18 protein-coding genes are annotated in these 21,348 nt (G+C 51.0%); 10 read left to right on the forward strand and 8 right to left on the reverse strand.

The features are described from left to right. Positions 1–79: 79 nt before the first annotated feature. Positions 80–1,072, forward strand: coding sequence for a quinone oxidoreductase family protein (locus PJDR2_RS12635; RefSeq protein ID WP_015844086.1), 993 nt, complete (start codon positions 80–82; stop codon positions 1,070–1,072). A gap of 11 nt (positions 1,073–1,083) precedes the next feature. On the opposite strand, the gene PJDR2_RS12640 is transcribed toward PJDR2_RS12635, so the two are convergent. Beyond that, entirely contained in the window at positions 1,084–1,911 is an 828-nt protein-coding gene (locus tag PJDR2_RS12640; protein ID WP_015844087.1) for a helix-turn-helix transcriptional regulator, read from the reverse strand. Positions 1,912–2,296: 385 nt separating this feature from the next. On the opposite strand from PJDR2_RS12640, the gene PJDR2_RS12645 reads away from it, so the two are divergent. From PJDR2_RS12645 to gyrA, 5 genes are all read left to right on the forward strand, one after another. Then, entirely contained in the window at positions 2,297–4,081 is a 1,785-nt protein-coding gene (locus PJDR2_RS12645; protein ID WP_015844088.1) for an ABC transporter ATP-binding protein, read from the forward strand. After that, positions 4,078–5,925, forward strand: coding sequence for an ABC transporter ATP-binding protein (locus PJDR2_RS12650; RefSeq protein WP_015844089.1), 1,848 nt, complete (start codon positions 4,078–4,080; stop codon positions 5,923–5,925). The genes PJDR2_RS12645 and PJDR2_RS12650 overlap by 4 nt, the downstream gene beginning before the upstream one ends. Positions 5,926–6,040: 115 nt before the next feature. Next, the gene (gene purT, locus PJDR2_RS12655) at positions 6,041–7,219 is read left to right on the forward strand and encodes a formate-dependent phosphoribosylglycinamide formyltransferase (protein WP_015844090.1); all 1,179 of its coding nucleotides are present in this window, start codon (positions 6,041–6,043) and stop codon (positions 7,217–7,219) included. Between the two features lie 320 nt (positions 7,220–7,539). Then, entirely contained in the window at positions 7,540–9,510 is a 1,971-nt protein-coding gene (gene parE / locus PJDR2_RS12660; protein ID WP_015844091.1) for a DNA topoisomerase IV subunit B, read from the forward strand. Between the two features lie 11 nt (positions 9,511–9,521). Beyond that, positions 9,522–11,975, forward strand: a complete 2,454-nt coding sequence (gene gyrA / locus PJDR2_RS12665) for a DNA gyrase subunit A (RefSeq protein ID WP_015844092.1) — start codon at positions 9,522–9,524, stop codon at positions 11,973–11,975. Here the strand turns inward: gyrA and PJDR2_RS33150 are convergent. Next, entirely contained in the window at positions 11,966–12,133 is a 168-nt protein-coding gene (locus PJDR2_RS33150) for a hypothetical protein (protein WP_015844093.1), read from the reverse strand. The genes gyrA and PJDR2_RS33150 overlap by 10 nt on opposite strands. A 195-nt stretch (positions 12,134–12,328) precedes the next feature. Between PJDR2_RS33150 and PJDR2_RS12670 the strand changes: the two genes are divergently transcribed. Then, positions 12,329–12,733 (forward strand): MarR family winged helix-turn-helix transcriptional regulator, encoded by a 405-nt coding sequence (locus tag PJDR2_RS12670; RefSeq protein WP_015844094.1) that lies wholly within the window; start codon positions 12,329–12,331, stop codon positions 12,731–12,733. A 6-nt stretch (positions 12,734–12,739) separates the two neighbouring features. Here the strand turns inward: PJDR2_RS12670 and PJDR2_RS12675 are convergent, their stop codons facing one another. The 3 genes from PJDR2_RS12675 to PJDR2_RS12685 are packed head-to-tail and all read right to left on the reverse strand — an operon-like array spanning position 12,740 to position 15,632. After that, positions 12,740–14,020: a CapA family protein gene (locus PJDR2_RS12675; protein WP_015844095.1), complete on the reverse strand. Its 1,281-nt coding sequence runs from the start codon at positions 14,018–14,020 to the stop codon at positions 12,740–12,742. 17 nt (positions 14,021–14,037) lie between these two features. Continuing rightward, complete coding sequence (locus tag PJDR2_RS12680; protein ID WP_015844096.1) at positions 14,038–14,766, reverse strand: RluA family pseudouridine synthase; 729 nt, start codon at positions 14,764–14,766, stop codon at positions 14,038–14,040. Then, on the reverse strand, positions 14,766–15,632 hold the full coding sequence (locus PJDR2_RS12685) for a class I SAM-dependent methyltransferase (RefSeq protein ID WP_015844097.1): 867 nt from the start codon (positions 15,630–15,632) through the stop codon (positions 14,766–14,768). The genes PJDR2_RS12680 and PJDR2_RS12685 overlap by 1 nt, the downstream gene beginning before the upstream one ends. A gap of 187 nt (positions 15,633–15,819) precedes the next feature. Here PJDR2_RS12685 and PJDR2_RS12690 point away from each other — a divergent pair, with 187 nt between their 5' ends. Then, positions 15,820–16,419: a phosphatase PAP2 family protein gene (locus PJDR2_RS12690; protein WP_015844098.1), complete on the forward strand. Its 600-nt coding sequence runs from the start codon at positions 15,820–15,822 to the stop codon at positions 16,417–16,419. A 20-nt stretch (positions 16,420–16,439) separates the two neighbouring features. On the opposite strand, the gene PJDR2_RS12695 is transcribed toward PJDR2_RS12690, so the two are convergent. Further along, positions 16,440–16,766, reverse strand: a complete 327-nt coding sequence (locus PJDR2_RS12695) for a helix-turn-helix transcriptional regulator (RefSeq protein ID WP_015844099.1) — start codon at positions 16,764–16,766, stop codon at positions 16,440–16,442. Between the two features lie 141 nt (positions 16,767–16,907). Between PJDR2_RS12695 and PJDR2_RS12700 the strand changes: the two genes are divergently transcribed. Both PJDR2_RS12700 and araA read left to right on the forward strand, forming a co-directional pair. After that, a complete protein-coding gene (locus tag PJDR2_RS12700; RefSeq protein ID WP_015844100.1) occupies positions 16,908–17,096 on the forward strand; it encodes a hypothetical protein in 189 nt (62 codons plus the stop codon). A gap of 146 nt (positions 17,097–17,242) precedes the next feature. Continuing rightward, positions 17,243–18,733, forward strand: a complete 1,491-nt coding sequence (gene araA / locus PJDR2_RS12705) for an L-arabinose isomerase (protein ID WP_150106651.1) — start codon at positions 17,243–17,245, stop codon at positions 18,731–18,733. Between the two features lie 67 nt (positions 18,734–18,800). Here the strand turns inward: araA and PJDR2_RS12710 are convergent, their stop codons facing one another. Further along, the gene (locus PJDR2_RS12710) at positions 18,801–19,904 is read right to left on the reverse strand and encodes a winged helix DNA-binding domain-containing protein (RefSeq protein ID WP_041614248.1); all 1,104 of its coding nucleotides are present in this window, start codon (positions 19,902–19,904) and stop codon (positions 18,801–18,803) included. A gap of 200 nt (positions 19,905–20,104) precedes the next feature. Beyond that, positions 20,105–21,340, reverse strand: coding sequence for an MFS transporter (locus PJDR2_RS12715; RefSeq protein WP_015844103.1), 1,236 nt, complete (start codon positions 21,338–21,340; stop codon positions 20,105–20,107). Positions 21,341–21,348 lie beyond the last annotated feature (8 nt).

Here is a 21,348-nt window from a genome sequence, read left to right on the forward strand (position 1 = left end):
TGTATAACCGCCAACTGGCTGCCTTCCTTTGTTTTTTTCATAATGGAGGAGAACTTACAAGAAGAAGGAGGCGCTTCGTATGCGTGCATTAATGATTCCACGGTTTGGCGAAGCTGAAGTATTGACCCTGACCCATTTGGAGGTTCCTGTACCTGGACTTTCAGAAGTTACGATAGATGTTGCTTTTGCGGGGGTTAACTACGCAGAGGTATTGTTCCGAAAAGGCGGCGTCCCGAAATTGCCTCTTCCATTCGTACCGGGAATCGAAGTTTCCGGCACGATTCGGGAGATAGGGGAGAAAGTAATGGGCCTGCGTCCCGGTCAGCCGGTTGCAGCCTTAACGATAGTTGGGGGCGGCGGTTATGCGGAGGTTGTCAAAGTGCCGGCAGAGTTTGTATTCCCGCTTGATGAAGCGGGAGGTCAAGTCAGCATGGAAAGCGCGGCAGCTTTCCCGTCGAATGTAACGACTGCGTACATGATTATTTCGAAGGTGTCCCGTATGCAGCATGGAGAGACGGTGCTGGTCCACGCGGCTGCGGGAGGTGTAGGCAGCGCAATCGGGCAGGTAGCGAAGGCGCTGGGGGCCGGACTTGTTATAGGAACGGTCGGAAGTCCCGATAAAGTGGATTATGCGAAAGCCCTAGGTTATGACGAGGTCTATCTGCGGGAGGATTTCGAAGAGCAAGTAAGAGAGATGACGGTCGGGCAGGGAGTAGACGTTGTGGTTGACCCGGTTGGCGGGTTGATGAGGGAAGCGTCGCTGCGGCTGCTTAAGCCTCTCGGAAGATTAATTGCAATGGGGAATGCCAGCGACGCCGAAGACGTGAAGCAATCCCTAAATGAATTATGGTTTACAAGCAAAACGGTATCCGGCTTTAACCTGCAGCTATTGAGTATGACGGCACCGCGGCTAGTGGCTGAATCCGCCAGAAAGGCCTTGGCTCTGGTAGCGAGCGGGGAGGTAAAAGTTGATGTTACCGGCCTTCTGCCGCTGCACAAGGCTGAAGAGGCCCATAGACAAATCGAGGATAGAAAATCTACGGGCAAAATGGTATTAAAAGTGGGATCCTGACACGCGGACCGCTAACTGTCAAGCAACAGCTGCATTTTCTCTTGCGTACCGGTTCCTTCCACGGGAATGTAGACGCAGCAATGCGCGCTGCTGTTCCCGTTAATTTGGGAGAAGGTATTGATATTGAAGGTGAGCAGCCCAGCCTCGGGATGAAGAAGACGAATGGTCTTGATTGTCTTATCCATAATGTCATGCGTCGACCATAACTCGAGAAATTCGGGGCTTGCGCCCGTCAGCCGGTCGATCAGCTTGCGGAAGGTCAGGTCGTTTAAATTTTTTTCATAACGTCCGCGAAGCACTCCGGCCGTATATTGGGCGTATTCTTCCCAATCCGGTACGGAACGGCGCAAATTTTCGTTCATAAACGTTAACCAGGCCATTGAGCGGTCTTCGGCGGGAACCGATGGGAAATCGAAAATAATCCGGCAGGCGGCAGCATTCCAGCTCAAAACCTCCGTACGTTCCGTCGCAATGAAAGCAGGGTAAGGAAGCTGATCGATAAGCTTTTCGATATCCGGAGACAACTGATTCACGGCTGGAGAAGGGTTTGGCAGCTCCAGGTTTGCCAGATGAAGCATATGCAGATGCTCATTCTTGCTTAGCTTCAGTGCCTGGGCGACGCTGTCCAGCACCTGTCTCGATGGGGTAGATGCACGCCCTTGCTCGAGCCAGGTATACCAGGTTGTACTGACATGGGCGAGCTGGGCGACCTCTTCGCGGCGGAGACCGGGGGTTCTTCGTTTGCCGTAACCGGGCGGAAGACCGGCATCGGAAGGATTCATTTTTTCCCTGCGCGATTTCAGAAATTGTCCGAGCAGGACTGCTTTTTGCTTATCCATTTGGCATAATCCTCCTCGTTCCTATATACCCCTCATTATACTCGGGGATAGGGATGGAACAAAAGTTAGTCGTTGTCCTGTTGAACCCATGCAAAGAGGCGTCCTTTCCGCGTGAGAGGGCGCATTTTTATTTTTTTTAAAATCTTTTCTATGGCGCTTTTACATATCTCTGTGTGTTTCTGTGCAAAAATGGAGGAATTGCCACACATCTGGGATGATTATGGATTATTTAGGAGGATACCCCTCTAATCTTTCCCGATTCGCCATAATCGGCTGTTTCAGCTAAATATACGTGATTATCTACTGTTTGCGCGGGTCTCGCCGTTACTGCTAATATTCATTGCATAATTATACTTACAAATAAAGAACGGGGAGATGGATTTACTTGGACGTCTTTAGGCAATTGAAACGGTTTTATTGGGTTGAGCGAAGGTACCTGCTGTCATCCATTATTTGTTTGATGTTTGCGACCGCGCTTGGCCTGGTGTATCCGAATTTGCTGCGTTACTTGATTGACAATGTTATCAAGCCAAAAGACTTTGACAAAGTGCCGATGTTAGCTCTTACCGTCGTAGGGGTCGTTACCCTGAAAGGATTCATGCAGTTTCTGCACGGATTTTTTGGCGGCAGGCTCGGCAACCGGGTAGTCTTCCGCATGCGCAACGCCTGTTACGACAAACTTCAAACGCTTTCATTTCAATATTACGATAAAGCGAAAACCGGCGATTTGATGTCGAGGCTAACGGCCGATCTTGAAGCAATACGCCAATTTATCGGCTTTGGCTTTGCCCAGATTCTGAACGTGGCGCTGATGATTCTGTTCGGCGGAGCGATGATGATGTCGATCGACTGGAGGCTGACGCTGATTACGCTGGTCACGATCCCGTTCCTTGCTTTTACGGCAATCCGCTTCGAGAAACGGATTCATCCGGCCTTCCGCGAAATGCGTAAAGCGATGAGTAATCTGACAACGGCGGTTCAGGAAAATATTACGGGCGTGCGGACGGTCAAATCCTTTGCCCGCGAACCTCATGAGGTAGATAAATTCTCAAAGCGCAACGAGCAATACAAGGCGAACCAGATTGGCGCCTCCTCGATTTGGGCGAAGTTTTTCCCATCGATGGAGCTTCTCGCCAACGTAAGCGTCGTCATCCTGCTGGTGGCAGGCGGTACGATGGTTATCCGCGGGTCTTTAACGCTTGGCGAACTGGTAGCCTTCTTCAGTTTAATCTGGTACATCATTGGTCCGATGTGGGGGATTGGCTTCCATATCAATAACTATACCCAGTCCAAAGCCTCCGGCGAGCGGATTATGGAGCTGCTTAATACTCATGTTCATGTCCAAAGCATCGAAAACGCCGTTGAAGTGGATAAAGAAGTGGTTAGAGGCCATGTCCGCTTTGAGAACGTGACGTTTAATTATCCGGACAAAACGCCTGCGGTCACGAACATTAACATCGACGCACCGCCGGGCAAAGTTGTTGGTCTGCTTGGGGCAACGGGCTCGGGCAAATCCACCATTATTCAACTCATGATGAGGGCTTATAACGTAAAAACGGGCCGGGTTACTCTTGACGGCATCGATATTCAGAATCTGGATGTCCAAACCCTGCGCAGCCAAATTGCGCCGGTATTTCAGGAGACCTTCCTGTTCTCGGCTTCGATCCGTACCAACATTGCCTATGGGGAAAAAAATGTAACGGACGAACAGATTATCCGCGCAGCCAAGCTTGCGAAAGCGCATGATTTCATTATGGAGCTGCCGCTTGGCTATGATACGATCGTTGGCGAGAGAGGGATGGGCTTATCCGGCGGACAGAAGCAGCGTATCGCGATTGCCCGCGCCCTGATCCGTAATCCCCGGATTCTTATTCTGGACGATGCGACCAGCGCCGTCGATATGGAGACGGAACACGAGATCCAGGCCGGCTTTAAAGAGCTGATGGCCGGACGGACTACGTTTATCATTGCGCACCGGATTTCCTCGCTCCGCCATGCAGACGAAATTATCGTACTCGATAACGGACATATCGTGCAGCGCGGTACGCATAACGAGCTGATTGCCGAGCATGGACCTTATCGCGAAACCTATAACATTCAATATGCCGATCGGCCGCTTGCGAACCTCGATTCTTCGGTACCGGAGCGGAAAAGGAGCGTTGTTCAATGAGCAGTTCGAATAAGGAACTGAAGGATAGAATCAAGAATGCAAGCGATAAAAAGGAACGGTTTATTTACCAGGATGACGATGCGATCGAAAAGCCGTTCAACTGGTCCCAGATGCGGCGCTTGTTCATTTATATGAAGCCGTATACGCGCCAACTGATTCCGGTGATTGTCGCCATGATTATCGGCACGATTACCAGACTGACCATTCCGGCCTTAACCATCGTGGCGATTGACCAGGCTATTCAGCCGGAGAATGGCGATACGAGCTACGGTAAGCTCTATTTGGTTGCAGGCATTATGGTGGCTCTTTTCATTATCCAGTGGGCTTCCAACCAGTATCGGATCAAGTATACGAACATTATCGGCCAGAAGGTTATTTATGACCTCCGCCATCACCTATTTCAGCATATTCAGAAGCTGTCGTTCCGTTTCTACGACAAGCGTCCTGCGGGCTCCGTGCTTGTGCGGGTAACCAATGACGTTAACGCCCTGCAGGATTTATTCACGAACGGTGTTGTCAACTCGCTTATGGACTGCGTGCAGCTTGCAGGTATCGTGATCATTCTTCTGATCTGGAACTTCAAGCTTGGCCTTGCCGTGATGATTACGGTTCCGATTATGTTCCTTGTCTCGTCCACGCTCCGCAAGCGGATCCGCTTCGCCTGGCAGGATGTGCGCAAGAAGCAGTCGCGGATCAACTCCCACTTGAACGAAAGCATTCAAGGGATGAAAATTACGCAGGCCTACGTACAGGAAAAAGAAAACATGCGTTTCTTCGAGAACATGAATGCGGTCAACGTAAAAGCGTGGAATAAGGCTTCCGCGCTTAACCAGACGTTTGGCCCGGTTATCGAGGTTACTTCGGCAATCGGTACGTTTATCTTATTCTGGTACGGATCTTATTTGATTGAGCATCAGGAGATTACCGTTGGTCTGCTCGTCGGCTTTGCCAACTATGTCGGCAACTTCTGGGATCCGATCAACCGCCTTGGCCAGGTGTATAACCAGCTGCTTGTCGCGATGGCTTCGTCCGAGCGTATCTTCGAGTTTATCGACGAAGAGCCGACTGTAGGCGAACTGGAATACGCCAAGCCGCTTGCCAGCATCCGAGGCGACGTGCATTTCGATAATATTGTGTTCGAGTACGAGAAAGGGCGCCCTGCGCTGCATGGCATCAGCATAAATGTAAAAGCCGGCCAGTCCATTGCGCTTGTTGGCCATACCGGATCCGGCAAAAGTACGATTATTAACTTGCTCTGCCGCTTCTATGATCCGGTTTCCGGCGTTGTCCGGATTGACGGTCAAGACATTCGCAACATTACGCTTGACAGTCTTCGTTCTCAAGTAGGTCTAGTAATGCAGGATACCTTTATTTTCTCGGGTACAATCCGCGACAATATCCGTTATGGCTGCTTGGACGCAACGGACAACGAGATTGTAGAGGCTGCCAAAGCCGTTAACGCGCATGATTTCATCATGTCTCTGCCTGACGGCTACGATACGGAAGTCGAGGAGCGGGGGAATGTTCTGTCGATGGGACAGCGCCAGCTGCTTTCCTTTGCCCGCGCCTTGCTGGCTGATCCGCGCGTGCTTATTCTGGACGAAGCGACGGCAAGCATTGATACCGAGACGGAGCTGAAGATCCAGGAGGCGCTTAAGACGCTGCTGAAGGGACGTACTTCGTTTATGATCGCCCACCGTCTGTCAACGATCCGCAATGCGGACGAAATTATCGTTCTGGATCATGGCCGGATCGTGGAGCAAGGCAATCATGACGCTCTAATCAAGAAAAACGGCGTTTATAACGGTCTTATCGAAGCCCAATATCGATTCTTGTCGGCCTAGTATTGATTTTTAGTTAAAGAACCTCCACAATGGAAGAAAATAAACCAGACTTCGAGGAATACAAGGATATTCCTTTCACTCGTCGCTGGGTTCTTCCGGGAGGTTCTTTTTTATTATGTATGGATCACCATTGACAACGAATGCACGCAAGCTTCTTCTGCTCGGCTCGGGCGAGCTTGGCAAGGAGGTTGCGCTTGAGGCACAGCGCCTTGGCGTAGAGACTATTGCGGTTGACCGCTATGCGAATGCGCCGGCGATGCAGGTTGCCCATCGTTGCCATGTTACGGATATGCTTGACGGTGCCGCAATCAGACGGATTATCGAAGACGAGAAGCCGGACTTTATCGTTCCGGAGATTGAAGCGATTGCTACCGAAACGCTGCTGGAGCTTGAGCAAGAAGGCTTTAATGTCATCCCTACGGCACGCGCGGCTCGTCTGACGATGGACCGCGAGGGTATCCGCCGTCTGGCGGCCGAGACGCTTGGTCTGCCAACGGCTCCTTATCAGTTCGCGGATTCGCTTGACGAGCTAAAGGCCGCTGTCAAAGAAATAGGTCTGCCTTGCGTAATCAAGCCGATTATGAGCTCTTCGGGCAAAGGGCAAAGCGTTTGCAAGACGGAAGCTGACATCGAAAGCTGCTGGAATTATGCGATGGAAGGCGGCCGCGCGAAAAAAGCGCGGATTATCGTGGAGGGCTTTGTTACGTTTGAATCCGAAATTACGCTTCTTACGATCCGTTCGGTATCCGGGACAAGCTTCTGCGCGCCAATCGGCCATGTTCAGAAGGATGGAGACTATATCGAGTCCTGGCAGCCTCATCATATGACTCCGGAGCAAATCAAGCAAGCGGAAGATATTGCATTGCGAATTACGGACGAGCTAGGAGGCTACGGCTTGTACGGAGTAGAGCTGTTTATTACCCGGGACGGCGTTCTGTTCAGCGAAGTATCTCCTCGTCCGCATGATACAGGCATGGTCACAATGGCGACGCAGGATCTGTCGGAGTTCGCCCTGCATGTACGCGCCATCCTCGGTTTCCCGATCCCTACGATCCGTCTGCTTACGCCTGGGGCAACCCATACGCTGAAGGCTGACCGGGAGTCGGCTTCCTTCCGTATCGGCGGCGTTGAACAAGCGCTTGCTCTGCCCAACACGCAGGTGCGCGTCTTTGGCAAGCCGGAGACAAAAGTCGGCCGTCGTATGGCAGTTGCCTTAAGCTCCGCGGGCAGCGTAGACGAGGCTCGTGATCTTGCTCGCCAAGCAGCGGAATCTCTCTATATCCAGTACGATTAATCAGACATCTTAGCAGCGGCTTCCCTTGTGCGAGAACAAGGAGAAGCCGCTCCTTTTTTGAAAACTGGCAGGTAGTTATTTTAATCACATTTTGATGGATCATGAATGGAACTTGGCGATATCGAGCATGAATAATTTAGCGTGGGACGCGAATTTATGTTATTCTGTTAATCCATCGAGCGCTTTTGACCGATATTGATAAGGGCACAAACTTCATAGCAGTCGTTCATACTCGTATCTTTACTAATCGGGATAAGTTGAATTAAAATAGCTTGAAGATATGGAAACGTGAAGCTTCGCAAAATTTAGGAGGCATACCCATGGCAGAGCAAGTAGATCTTTTCGCAAAAACAGCGGCCCCGGAACGGAATTACGAGGCCGATGACATACAAGTGCTCGAAGGCTTGACCGCTGTCAGAAAGCGGCCGGGCATGTACATTGGCAGCACGAGCAGCTCCGGCCTGCATCATCTGGTCTGGGAAATCGTCGATAATGCCGTGGACGAGCATTTGGCGAAATTTTGTACGGCGATTGACGTCACGCTGCACAAGAATGGCGCGGTTACCGTACAGGATAACGGGCGCGGCATTCCGACAGGGATGCATAAGACAGGAATTCCAACACCGCAGGTCGTTTACACCATCTTGCACGCGGGAGGCAAGTTCGGCGGCGGAGGATACAAGAAATCCGGCGGTCTGCACGGCGTAGGCGCTTCGGTGACAAACGCATTATCCGAGTGGCTAGAAGTGGAAATTTTCCGTGACGGGAAAATACATAAGATGCGCTTCGAATACTGGGTAGACAATAAAGGCAAGGAGCATGTCGGCGAGCCGGTAACAGGCCTTGAGATTACGGGGAACACGAACCGGACGGGCACCAAAGTAACGTTCAAGCCGGACGGCCGTGTCTTCCAGGGCGGTACCTCGCTGAACTACGATACGCTGGCCGAGCGCCTGCAGGAAATTGCATTCCTGAACTCGGGGCTTAAGGTTACGATCAAGGATGACCGCAGCGGCAAAGAGGATATTTTCCACTACGAAGGCGGCGCACGCCAGTTCGTGCAATATTTGAACGACGACAAGACCGTCCTGCATGATGTCGTCCATTTCGCGGGAGAGAAAGACGAGATTGAAGTGGAGGTTGCCCTTCAGTACAATGACGGATATACCGAGACGATCGCTTCCTTCGTGAACTCGATCCCGACACGCGGCGGCGGCACGCATGAGACCGGTTTCAAAACCGCTTATACGCGGGTTATGAACGAATACGCCCGCAAAGCTGGTCTCCTGAAGGAGAAGGAAAAGAATCTCGAAGGCAATGACCTGCGCGAAGGCATGATGTCGGTCATTAACATCAAGATGTCCGAGGTCGAATTCGTCGGCCAGACGAAGGACCAGTTAGGCAGCGCATCGGCCCGCAGCGCGGTAGACGCCGTAGTGTCCGACAAAATGCAGGTGTTCCTGGAAGAGAATCCGCAAGTTGCTCAGATGCTTCTGAAGAAGGCTGTTCAAGCCTCCAAGGCAAGGGAAGCGGCGCGTAAAGCGCGCGAAGAGATCCGAAGCGGCAAGAAGAAGAGCGAAAGCTCCAATCTGAACGGCAAGCTGACGCCGGCGCAGTCGAAGGATTTCTCGCGCAATGAGCTGTTTATCGTCGAAGGGGATTCCGCGGGCGGTTCTGCGAAGCAAGGCCGGGATTCGAAGCATCAGGCAATTCTGCCGCTGAAAGGCAAGCCGATGAATCCGGAAAAGGCGAAATTGCTGGATATTCTGAAGAACGAGGAATACAAAGCGATTATAAGCGCCATTGGAGCGGGCGTTGGTCCGGAGTTTGACGCGGAAGAATGCAATTACAACAAAATCATTATAATGACCGACGCGGATACGGACGGCGCGCACATTCAGGTGCTGCTGCTGACGTTCTTCTACCGGTACATGAAGCCGCTGATCGACACCGGGCGTGTCTATATCGCTCAGCCGCCTTTATACAAAATTACGCGCAAATCCGGCAAGCTGGAGACGGTCCGGTATGCCTGGACGGATGAGCAACTGCAAAATTATCTGAAGGAATTCGGCAAGAACTTTGAGCTTCAGCGTTACAAAGGACTTGGCGAGATGAACCCTGACCAGCTGTGGGAGACCACGATGGATCCGGAGACGCGGACGCTTCTGCAGGTGCAGATCGAGGATGCGGCAAAAGCAGAACGCCGCGTGTCCGCGCTGATGGGCGATAAGGTTGACCCGCGTAAGCGTTGGATTATCGAGAACGTGGACTTCACAGAATACGTAGAATAGGAGGTAACGGCATGGGCATGCTGGAACAGTTTTTACCGGCGTATTTGGAAGAGGTCGTTGGAGACCGATTCGGCCGTTATTCGAAATATATTATTCAGGACCGCGCTATTCCTGATGTAAGGGACGGGCTTAAGCCCGTTCAGCGCCGCATTTTGTATGCGATGTACGATTCAAACAATACCCCGGACAAGCCATACCGCAAATCAGCGAAAACCGTCGGGGACGTGATGGGCAATTACCACCCTCACGGTGACTCCTCGATCTATGAAGGCATGGTGCGTATGGCGCAGCCTTGGAAGATGGGCCATGTTCTGATCGACGGACACGGCAACTGGGGCTCGATGGACGACGACCCGGCAGCGGCAATGCGTTACACCGAAGCGCGTTTGTCGCCAATCGCCATGGAAATTTTGCGCGATATCGATAAACGAACCGTCCAATTCAAGGACAATTTCGATAATACGACAAAAGAGCCGGTTGTATTGCCGTCCCGCTATCCGAACCTGCTGGTGAATGGCACAAGCGGGATTTCGGCGGGTTTTGCAACGGAAATTCCCCCGCATAGCCTGCGCGAGACAATCGACGCTTGTATTGCCGTCATGGCTCGTCCGGAGATGACCGTTGAAGAGCTGATGGGCATCGTGAAAGGCCCGGATTTCCCGACCGGCGGCATTATCATGGGCGAGGAAGGAATCCGCGAAGCTTATACGACAGGCAAAGGCCGGATCTATATCCGCTCGAAAGTCGAGATTGAGGATGTACGCGGCGGACGCCAGCAGATTACGATTACGGAAATTCCGTACCAGGTCGTGAAATCCCGTCTTGTCAGCGCGATGGAAAATATCCGTCTCGAGAAGAAGGTAGAGGGGATCTCAGAGGTTCGCGACGAGAGCGGACGCAACGGTCTTCGTATCGTTGTTGAACTGAAGAAGGAAGCGGATGCGAACGGTATTTTGGCTTATTTGCTGAAGAAAACCGATCTTCAAGTCACCTACAACTTCAACATGGTTGCGATTGTAAACAAAGCGCCGCAGCAGCTTGGCATCAAGCAGATTCTGAACGCGTATATCAACCATCAGAAGGAAGTCGTGACTCATAGGACCCAATATGAGCTTGAGAAAGCCGAAGAGCGTGCGCATGTCGTGGAAGGCCTCGTAAAGGCGCTGAATATCCTCGACGAAGTGATTGCGACGATCAAGGCTTCGAAGAACCGCGCTGACGCGCAAAACAACCTCGTTGCGAAGTATGGCTTCAGCGAGCGGCAAGCGGATGCTATTCTGACACTCCAACTGTATCGTTTGACTAATCTGGAGATTACGTCGCTCGAGAAGGAATGGAAAGAAACGCAGAAGAAGATCGCTTATCTGCGCTCGATTCTCGAGAGCGAGAAGAAGCTGCTTGGCGTAATCAAGGATGAGCTGACCGAGATCCGCGAAAAATACGGCATCGACCGCCGTTCTTCGATCCGCGGCGAAGTGGAAGAGCTGAAGGTGAACCTGGAGGTTATGGTTCAATCCGAAGACGTAATTGTTACGCTTAGCGAAGAAGGCTACATGAAGCGGACAAGCATGCTGTCATTCACCCGTTCAGGCGGCGATCTGCAGACGGCAGGGGTGAAGGAAGGCGACGCCATCAGCAGCGTTTATGAAGTAAATACGATTGACAACCTGCTGTTGTTCACCCGCAAGGGCCAATACTACATGCTGCCCGTACATCAAATTCCGGAGTTCAAATGGAAGGATACGGGTACGGCAGTCGTTAATATCGTGCCGATCCCGAAAGACGATTCCATCGTAGCCATTATTCCGGTTAAAGATTTCAATCTGCCGGGAGCTTCGCTTGTATTCGTAACCAAACGCGCCCAAGTGAAACGGACGGAGCTTAAAGAATACATGACTACCCGTTCAACCGCCATTGCAGCCGCCAAGGTTGCTGAAGGAGACGAGGTTATCCGCGTTACGCTAAGCGAAGGTACGAAGCAGCTGCTGCTGGTTAGCAAGCTTGGTATGAGCATTCGGTTTAGTGAACAGGAAGTAAACGCGATGGGGCGTGTCGCAGCAGGCGTACGCGGCATGCAGCTAAGAGAAGACGATGAGCTGATTGCTGCGGAATGGGTTGCGGATGACGAAGGCGAAGTGCTCGTCGTGACGGATTTGGGTTATGCCAAACGCACGCTGCTGCTTGACTATCCGCTTCAAGGCAGAGGCGGAAAAGGCGTTCAGACCTTCGAATTCAAGGAAGGCAAGCGCGTGAAGCCAAACGGTTCAGCACTCGTCGCAGCTTTATATTGTAAGGAAGAGTTAGGCATTATAGCGCTTACATCGCAAGGCGCACAACTTGCGGCGTCTTCGGAAAAAGCGCCGATTGAAGACCGGAAGTCCATTGGACGCATCCTGCTTCCGATGGAGAAAAACGATGTTATTACGACGATCTTTGTTAGGCCTGAAATATCTCCTCAGTCATAAGGCCGGTTAGGCGGATCAAACCGTTCGATCAACCGAATGATCGCATCAAACATGACCCACATTGGCACCAGCTCATCCGGGCGGTCAAGCCATTGTGGGTCTGTTATGATGCCGTAGGCTTTTATTTTGCGAATGATTTCTGCTTTTTGGTCATCCATAGGGATCACTCCTTCATGCATCAATTCGACGAATTGGTCAGATGCCTATGTCCATTGTATGTCTACTGTTGTCAGAATGTTCGACTTTATCGCGATTAATGACTCAAATTATTAATCGGGTTAACCTTTTATTCGACATTAGCGAATGTTATAATTGGTATAAATGAGAAAATTGGACAGGAAGCGGGTGCTGATATGGTTTCTGAGGAATTTACTCGTCTGTGGATGAAGATGACAAGAGATTGGAAGGATAGTTTGGAAGAGGGGCTTGCGCCTCTGACGGAAGGTCAATTGAATGTATTGGATATTTTGCTGCGGCACGAGCCGATGAAGCCTTCTGAACTGCTGCAGTATCTTGCAACGACTCCTGCTGCCATTACAACTTTGCTCGACAGGATGGAGCGCAACGAGTTAATTGTACGTACAAGAGATAATCAGGACCGCAGAATTGTATGGGTATCTGTATCGGAGAAAGGAAAAAGCGAGGCCCAGCGCGGAGCGGGAGTCCGCTCCAAACTTATTGGCGATTCGCTGGACCGTATTTCTTCCCATAACCAGCAGCTTCTTGTGTATCTGCTGGGCAAGGTTGCAAATGCTTAACTAGCTTCACTGTGAATCCGTATTCAACATAGCTCGCAGACGATTGCGTAGAACCTTAAGCGTTTGTTTCATGGAGCTGTAGTCATTCTCCGTAAGCAGGCTGTCGCTGGCGGCTGTAATCGTCTGCTCAACAGGCAGGATGCGGTATTTATAATAGCTGCCTGACAAGTAACGGTGTACCCATGTAGGAGTTGCTTCAATATCCGATAGCTCGATTGAGCCGTCGGATTTATTTTTTCGTACGGTTACTTTATAGATTACGCCATAATCCTTTGTATCGCCGCGCTGAGCGGAGATGAAATTGCCCATAGAATAAATAATAAGTCCGTGTCTGTCATGTCCGTTGGCGTCTGTCGTATCTAGTACTTCGTACGGCTGTATAACATGGGGATGGGAGCCGGCGATAATATCCGCCCCTTCGGCAACCAGCTTGCGGGCCAGCTGCTTCTGCTCATCGTTAGGCGTTGTTTGATATTCGATGCCGAAGTGCAAAGCTATCGTAACAAAATCGGCCCCAAGCTCTTTCAGGCGATGAATATCGTTTATCATTTTCTGCTCATCGATCATGGAGACGGCGTACGGTTTTCCCTTCGGAAGCGGGATTCCGTTTGTTCCGTAGGTGTAAGCGAGCAATCCCATCTTGATGCCGTTATGCTCGACGATGACTGGAGTATCCGCTTCTTCCTGGGATTCGGCCGTGCCTTTGATAACAAAAGGATATTCCTTGAGATGCTGCAAGGTGAGCATCAGTGCTTTGTCGCCTTTATCGAGCGAATGATTGTTGGCGTTGGTCAAGATGTTGAAGCCGGCATACTGCAGCGCGTCCAGCAGCTCTACCGGAGCATTAAAGCTTGGATAACCCGTATAGCCGTAAGCGGGGCCGGCAACCGGAGTCTCCAGATTCGCCATTACCCAGTCGCCTTGTTTAAGAATCGGTTTTACTTCGTCGAAGAAATAATTGAAGTTGTATTTCTTCGTCTTGCTGTCGTACGCGCCAGGAAGCTCCGGCTTATGCATCATTATGTCGCCGACGGCCATCCATACGGCCTCCTCGTATTGCGGGGTGGGCACTGGCGTTGGCGTCGGCTCTGGCGTCGCTGTCGGAACAACCGTAGGAACCGGAGTGGCCGTTGGCTGTACGGAAGCTTCAGGGCTATTGGTTGCCGTAGTGGGTTTGACGGAATCCTGCTTTAAGGTTGCGGTAACGATAATCAAGATTCCTGCTGCCGAGAGCAGCAGGAGAAAGAATTGAACGGTCAAGCGCTTCTTGCTTCGCATTCTGCGCATGAAGGGCGGATCCCTCCTTAAAGATAGATGCTGGATGCTTCATCAAGCTGTTCGCTCGTCCACCAGGACCATGCTGGAGAACCGTATGGTATGGAACGGAAGCATTGTAGCTCCTTCGTAACCGGATGAGGCGCTTCAACCGAAGTAGACCACAAGGCGATATCCGTTACGGACGCCGTGTTAGGAGCGCCGTATTTGCGGTCTGCGACAAGCGGACAGCCGATATAAGCCATTTGGGCCCGGATTTGATGCGGTCTGCCTGTATGCAGCTTAACGGCGATCAGAGAGTAACCTCCGGCCTGTGCGCATACCCTATACTCCAAGATGGCTTCCTTCGCATCGGCAGCCGGTTCTTTGTATACGGTTACTTGATTGCGTTTGGCGTCTTTGCGTATGTAATGGCGGAGACGGTCCTGCTGCTTCGCCGGTTTGCCGTGAACAACGCAGACATACGTCTTGCCGAAGGTACGGCTTCTGACGGCTTCGGACAAGCGGGAAGCCGCTTTGGACGTTTTTGCGAACAGCATTGCTCCCCCAACCGGCCGGTCTAGTCTGTGAATAAGGCCGAGGAAGACATTCCCCGGCTTGTTATGGCGGATTTTCAGATCCTGTTTAATTAGCGTGAGCATGTCAGGATCCCCGGTCTCATCCTCTTGGGAAGGGATACCAGGGAGCTTGACGACGGCAATGATATGATTGTCTTCATACAATACCGGTATTTGAATCGCATCGTTTCCCGCAGTCATTATTCCGACTCCCAGCGTCCAAGAATGCCGCAAGGCAAATGCAGGCCTGACTGTGTGATCGGCAAGCCGATCTCGCCGCAGTTGATCATGCCGCCAAATTTGCCCTTCATCGTTGTATGCAGCAAATTGTGAAGCACGGTTGGAGACAGGCCCGTCGTATAGGAGTTGATCAGCAGGAACAGCGGGTTATCCGACAGAATGGTTGTGCAGAACTCCAAGAACGGGAACAGGTTCTCTTCCAGCTTCCAGGTTTCGCCGTTAGGTCCGCGCCCATAAGAAGGCGGATCCATGATGATCGCGTCATATTGGCGGCCGCGGCGCTGCTCGCGCTGCACGAATTTGAAGACATCATCCGTAATATACCGGATAGGGGCGCTTTCAAGGCCGGACAGCTGCGCATTTTCCTTAGCCCACTGCACCATGCCTTTCGAGGCGTCCACATGCACAACTTCCGCGCCGGCTGCCGCAGCCGCAACCGTAGCTCCGCCGGAGTAGGCGAATAGGTTCAGCACGCGGATTGGACGGCCGGCGGAACGGATTTTGTCCATCATCCAGCTCCAGTTTACCGCTTGCTCGGGGAACAGGCCGGTATGCTTGAAGCTTGTAGGCTTGATGTGGAATTTGAGCTCTCCGTAAGCGATGGTCCAGCGCTCAGGCAGGCTGGATTTGAACTGCCATTCTCCGCCTCCGGAGGAGCTGCGGTGATAATGCCCGTCTGCCTTTTTCCAAGCTCCGGTTTCATTTGCGATTGGCCAAATAATCTGAGGGTCCGGACGGCGGAGAATGTATTGGCCCCAGCGTTCAAGCTTGTCTCCTGCCCCCGTATCAATTACCTCGTAATCAACCCATTTATCTGCTACGTACATGTTATAGTGATCCTTCCTTGGTGTATAATTTTCTTTGTATTATAATGAAGTCTTCGACTATTATAACGAAGCGCACCAGATGAAGCAATTAGGTTAATGCTTACGAAGCAAGAATCGCCACGAAAAGCGTGTGACAATTCTTTTAAGGAGGGGACTTATTATTCGAAAACAAGGGTGGTTAATCGGTTTGACGGTAAGCTTAATCATCTTTATCGCAGCTGCGATGCTGGCCTCGCGCCATAAGACCTCGGAGCTGGATGATTCGGTTGCTGATTGGTTTGCAAGCATACATAGCAGCATCTTAACCGATTTGTTCAAGGCGATGACAGCATTGGGATCAACGGTAGGCATTATTGCGATTACGCTTTTGCTTGCGGTATGGTTTGCCTGGAAGCAGGGGTGGAAGAGCGCGGTTCTGCTGCTTGCGGGGGTAGCGGGGGCTTATGTAGTGAATACGCTCGCGAAGTCCGGCTTTGACCGGGCAAGACCGGCAATGGCCTGGGGAATTGAAGCTGATGGTTCCAGCTTTCCGAGCGGCAACGCCATGCTGGCTATTGTTATGTATAGTCTGGCCGCAGCCTGGGTCATAGCGGATAGCGGTATAACCCGTACGGTCAAATGGATTACGGCTATGATCGCCATTCTATTGATCATACTAATGGGAGCATCGCGTTTATATTTCAGCGTGCATTATGCTACGGACATTATTGGCGGTTACGCAGCCGGATTTGTAATCGTATGCTTGGTGATGGCGCTTGCAAGGGGGAAGAGGCTTAGTAGCCGCTAGTCAAAGTGGACAGCGGCTAATTAAGACTCCCGGATAGCGTCCAACATTTTGTCGATGGACTCCTTGCGTTTGTCTACGTCCATGTTATTGAGCAGGCGGATGATCTCAGCCGCATCTGCTGCAACTTGGGGTTCTGTGCTGCGCGTGTCACCATCGATAATAAAATCCGTAGTGACTTCAAAAAAGGACGCTAGTTTAATCAGAGTCTCGTACACGGGCTGCCGGTTGTTGATCTCGTAGTGGCTGTAAGCGGATCGCGTTATGCCGATGGATTGTGCAACTATTTCTTGCGATAAGCTTCGCTCTCGGCGCAGCTCCTTCAGGCGATCTCCCATCGTCAAGGTCATTCGCTCCTCACATTGGTAATCAATCAAGCAATAAGTTACACTCACTAATAGTAATTTATGATACGAATCGTATCATTGTCAAGCTTTATATGAGAAAGTTACTAATATAATAGAAAAAATTAGGAAAGGAGATAGGAAAGCATGGTTTTGACCTTTGAATGCGAATGCGGCAATAAAACAGGGCTGTTTGCAACCGGAGACCGCGACGAAACAGGGAGAGAATTTATCGAGCTTGAAGACGATGACCGCATGACTTATATCGTTGGGGAAGACGGAGTGCTATTTAAATGTAAGTTTTGCGGATACACCTATCGCATGGACAAGTTGTAATAGCAAAAAATAATAAAAAAGCATATTGAAATCCTGCCATGTTCGGAGTAGTATAGAGGATAAGTTGTACGTACAACTTATCCTCTATTTTTGTTTTGATTCAATCCCATGTACGTACAAATTCATTCCAGCTAGGAGGAATTATGGTGTTATCCATTAAACCTTATCAATTTTGGTTTGTAACAGGCAGTCAGCATTTGTACGGTCCGGAAACTCTGGAAGAGGTTGCCGTGCATTCGCAAAGCATTACTGCAGGATTAAACGAATCTTCTAACCTTCCATTTGAGATTGTATACAAACCGGTAGTGACAACGCCGGAGGAAATTTACAAAGTTTGTATCGAAGCGAAAGCGGATCCAAATTGTGCGGGCGTTGTTGCTTGGATGCATACCTTCTCGCCGGCGAAAATGTGGATCAGAGGGCTTTCCGAGCTCCGCAAGCCGCTCCTTCATCTGCATACGCAATATAACCGCGATATTCCTTGGAATTCCATCGACATGGACTTTATGAACACGAACCAGTCGGCCCACGGCGACCGCGAGTTCGGCCATATTTTTGCCCGTCTTGGCCTTGACCGCAAAGTGGTTACCGGACATTGGCAGGATGGCGAGGTTCAATCCCGTATCGGCGCTTGGATGAACTCCGCGGCAGCATCCATGGAGAGCAAGAACCTGAAGATCGCAAGATTCGGCGATAACATGCGCCAAGTAGCCGTTACCGAAGGCGATAAAGTCGAAGCGCAAATCCAGCTTGGCTGGCAAATTGACGGCTACGGAATCGGTGACCTGGTTGCCAGCATGAACGAGATCAGCGATGCAGAGGTGCAAGAGCTGCTGAACGAGTACAGCGAGCGTTATGAGATTGCAAGCAGCGTCCGCGACAATGCCGCATCTTGGGCAGCTATTGAAGAGCAGGCAAAAATCGAGCTTGGCATGAAGCGTTTCCTGCAAGCAGGCGGTTATACGGCATTCACGACAACGTTCGAAGATCTGCACGGCATGAAGCAGCTTCCGGGACTAGCTGTTCAACGCCTGATGGAGCAAGGTTACGGCTTCGGCGGTGAAGGCGATTGGAAGACTGCAGCGCTTACCCGCATTATGAAGCTGATGGCCGGTAACATAGGCACTTCCTTCATGGAGGACTATACTTATCATCTGGAAAACGGCAACGAAATGATTCTTGGCGCTCACATGCTTGAGGTTTGTCCTACCATTGCGGAGAGCAAGCCTCGCATTGAGGTTCATCCGCTCGGAATCGGCGGCAAAGCGGATCCGGCGCGCATCATCTTCGACGGTAAAGCAGGCGAAGCCGTTAACGCATCCCTGGTTGACCTCGGCAACCGCTTCCGTCTGATCATCAACGAAGTTGATGCGGTTAAGGTAGAGAAAGATATGCCTAACCTGCCGGTTGCCCGCGTACTGTGGAAGCCGCGTCCGTCCCTTCGCGATTCGGCAGAAGCTTGGATCTATGCAGGCGGAGCGCATCATACGGTGCTGTCGTATGTAGTGACGACCGATCAGCTTGTTGACTGGGCAGACATGCTCGGCATCGAAGTTGTTGTTATCGACAACAATACAACGATCCGCCAGTTCCGCCAAGAGCTGCGTTGGAACGAACAAAGCTACGGCCGCCGTTAATTCATAAGGCAGGCAATAAGGGGGCCATCCCATATGTAATTAATTGACAATGGAATGGCCCCTTTAATTATTCTTTAAAACGGATCTCATGGGTAAAGCCGGGGGCAGCGAATTCCAGCAGCTTTTCGCCCTCTTGAATGAGATCATGCCGTTCATCTTTCGTGAGAGGGCGGAAAGAATCGATTAGGAGTGCCGCTTGTCCGGAGTCACGCTCGATCGACCATAGCCCTTCAATATAGCCCTTCAATAATATCGTTGAGCGGAGAATGCCGTTAGCAGTGAAGATTCGTTTGCCATAATTACGATCCATCACTCGCGATCGGTCGGCAATACCTAGCAGCATGGGATCAAATTCTCCTAGGAAGCGCACAGGAGGAATGAAGCCGGGATCTGGACGCGGAGCATCGGGAAGATCAAATAACTCATTACCCAGTTCGTCTCGGAAGATAACAAGCCTTGGTCTAAGCTTCTCGAAATAATCCTTAAGGCGGGTAAGGCCAGACCAAGCCTGCATATCCTTTACAGACGCGGGGCCGTAGGCACCTAGATATCGCAGTACAAGCTTTTCAACGTCAGGCTGCTCAAGCAAAGACTGTTCCAGCCAAACCTCGGCAGAAGTATGAATGGCCCGGCCGCTTTCTCCCCACAATCCGCGTGGCGGGACTTGAATGAGAGGGACGAGTGTACGTACAGCTGCAGCAAGTGCATCCGGATCAGCGTCTGGCCAAACTTCGGCTAGCAGCTTGCCGATTTCGCTGAAGGCAAGGGGCTTCTCCTCTACAAGTTTTCTTCCTTCCGAAGCGAGGGCATTCAAATCAACCGTGCCAAGCCGTTTGCCGAAGCTGCTTTTTAACGCTCGTTCTTGTACTGGTTGAACCCAAGGCCTGAGAAGCAAACAATCGTTAGCCGATACCAGATGAAGAGTGGAGCGCATCAGAGCGATTCTTACCGCTTGACGATTCGAGATCAGCGAGGATAACACGATTGGTTCAAACGCCTCAAGCCTTGTCCACAGCGAGTAGTAAGGTGCATTGGGGGCTTGGGCCTGCAAGCCGATAAACCAGTCTAAGGCATGGAGAACTGGCGTATTCGACCGTGTGAGCAGCATTTGTCTTGCTAAAATAGCCCGGTTTAGCTCTAATGAACTTATGGACATTGCTTCGCGAGTCATAGTTACCAGCGCCTTTTTATTCAGAATTGGTTTCCGCATTAGAATCTATTTCCAATTAGATTAGCTCTATTCGGCGCAGGTTACAAGTCTTGTTAGGGTTGGAGGCGCGTTGTGTCATCGATTCTTTAAAAAGCCGGCAACGGAAGCGCGGGATCAGCCAACCATTGGCATACCCGAACTTCTTTGCCGGCTTTTTATTGTTATCTCGAAGTTACTGCCGTTTTCTCGCGGGCGGCTGCAGGTGCGGCAGCCCGATTCTTTCTTTCGATAAACAGGCTGACCAGGTAAACAAGCATAAATAGGACCATTGCTACTGCGGCCCAGCGGTACATTACCGAATAGCTGGAAGCCGAAGCGACGATACCAAGCAGCATTGAGCCAACGGCTACGCCAAAATCAATCGTATTGTAATACAAGCTGTTCGCGAAGCTGACTTGATGCGGTGCGGCCTCGCGCAGCATCCATGCTTGCGTTGTCGGCTGAATCGCGCCAAAGCCAAAGCCGTATAGCAAAGCGGACACAATAATCAAAGGTAGCGATTCCGCATAGGACAAGATGATCAAGCTGGCAATGACAACAATCGCGCCGGGGATAACGATGGGCATCGGTCCGCGGCGGTCAAACAGCTTGCCGGAGATCGGACGGATAATAAAGACGGTAAATACAATAAATAAGAAGAACAGGCCAATCTGTTCAATATGTTTTTGTGCGCCATAGAGCGCAATAAATCCAAGGATACCGCCGTAAGTAACGGACATTAATACATTGAGAATAGCGGGCACCATCATACGGGCGGTCGAGGAACCGGATGCCGGTTCGCCGGATTCGGCTTTGTTTGCCGGTGGAGCAGCTTTGGCCGGCTGCTTCGGAATACTGCGCATAACAATAAGCAGCGGAATAATAAGAACAAGGGCGATTGTGCCAATCATCGCAAGAGTCGTAAATCCAAATTGCTTGATGACGGAAAGGCCAATCATTGGACCAAGAGACATGGCGATACTGGTCGACAATCCGAAGTAACCAATGCCTTCACCGGTTCTTTTCTTCGGAATAATCTGCGACACGAGGGTAGGGATAATGGTACTCGTCATCCCGAAGCCTATACCGAACAATGCGCGAAGGATAAGAAGCGATGTCATGGAGCTCGCGAACGGGTAGAGAACTGTCGCAATTGCTGCAATCACAAGCCCAACAAACAAAATAACGTTGCGGTGGACCTTGCGAAGCAAAGCAGCGGTGGCAAACCGCGTAACGATTGCGGCTAGGGCGAACAGGCTTGTGACAAGGCTAAGAGCAAAGTTATTCGGATGAAATTGTTCTTTCGCGTAAGTAGGAAATGGAGACAGCAGCATCTGCAGGCTCAAGAACAACAGTAAATAGCTGACCGTTAAGGTTACAAAAGACCGGCTCCATAGTTTATCTGGTTGTATGTTCATGTTGCTCA

Origin of the sequence: Paenibacillus sp. JDR-2 (assembly GCF_000023585.1) — a bacterium.
Classification (GTDB): Bacteria; Bacillota; Bacilli; order Paenibacillales; family Paenibacillaceae; genus Pristimantibacillus.

Excerpts from the sequence above, each read along its gene's own strand:
- PJDR2_RS12635 (WP_015844086.1), top strand. The coding sequence starts at position 80 with ATGCGTGCATTAATGATTCCACGGTTTGGCGAAGCTGAAGTATTGACC.
- PJDR2_RS12650 (WP_015844089.1), top strand. The coding sequence starts at position 4,078 with ATGAGCAGTTCGAATAAGGAACTGAAGGATAGAATCAAGAATGCAAGC.
- PJDR2_RS33150 (WP_015844093.1), bottom strand. The coding sequence starts at position 12,133 with ATGGATGACCAAAAAGCAGAAATCATTCGCAAAATAAAAGCCTACGGC.
- PJDR2_RS12700 (WP_015844100.1), top strand. The coding sequence starts at position 16,908 with ATGGTTTTGACCTTTGAATGCGAATGCGGCAATAAAACAGGGCTGTTT.
- parE (WP_015844091.1), top strand. The coding sequence starts at position 7,540 with ATGGCAGAGCAAGTAGATCTTTTCGCAAAAACAGCGGCCCCGGAACGG.
- gyrA (WP_015844092.1), top strand. The coding sequence starts at position 9,522 with ATGGGCATGCTGGAACAGTTTTTACCGGCGTATTTGGAAGAGGTCGTT.
- PJDR2_RS12670 (WP_015844094.1), top strand. The coding sequence starts at position 12,329 with ATGGTTTCTGAGGAATTTACTCGTCTGTGGATGAAGATGACAAGAGAT.
- purT (WP_015844090.1), top strand. The coding sequence starts at position 6,041 with ATGTATGGATCACCATTGACAACGAATGCACGCAAGCTTCTTCTGCTC.
- PJDR2_RS12695 (WP_015844099.1), bottom strand. The coding sequence starts at position 16,766 with ATGACCTTGACGATGGGAGATCGCCTGAAGGAGCTGCGCCGAGAGCGA.
- PJDR2_RS12675 (WP_015844095.1), bottom strand. The coding sequence starts at position 14,020 with ATGCGCAGAATGCGAAGCAAGAAGCGCTTGACCGTTCAATTCTTTCTC.
- PJDR2_RS12715 (WP_015844103.1), bottom strand. The coding sequence starts at position 21,340 with ATGAACATACAACCAGATAAACTATGGAGCCGGTCTTTTGTAACCTTA.
- PJDR2_RS12680 (WP_015844096.1), bottom strand. The coding sequence starts at position 14,766 with ATGACTGCGGGAAACGATGCGATTCAAATACCGGTATTGTATGAAGAC.
- PJDR2_RS12710 (WP_041614248.1), bottom strand. The coding sequence starts at position 19,904 with ATGACTCGCGAAGCAATGTCCATAAGTTCATTAGAGCTAAACCGGGCT.
- PJDR2_RS12640 (WP_015844087.1), bottom strand. The coding sequence starts at position 1,911 with ATGGATAAGCAAAAAGCAGTCCTGCTCGGACAATTTCTGAAATCGCGC.
- PJDR2_RS12685 (WP_015844097.1), bottom strand. The coding sequence starts at position 15,632 with ATGTACGTAGCAGATAAATGGGTTGATTACGAGGTAATTGATACGGGG.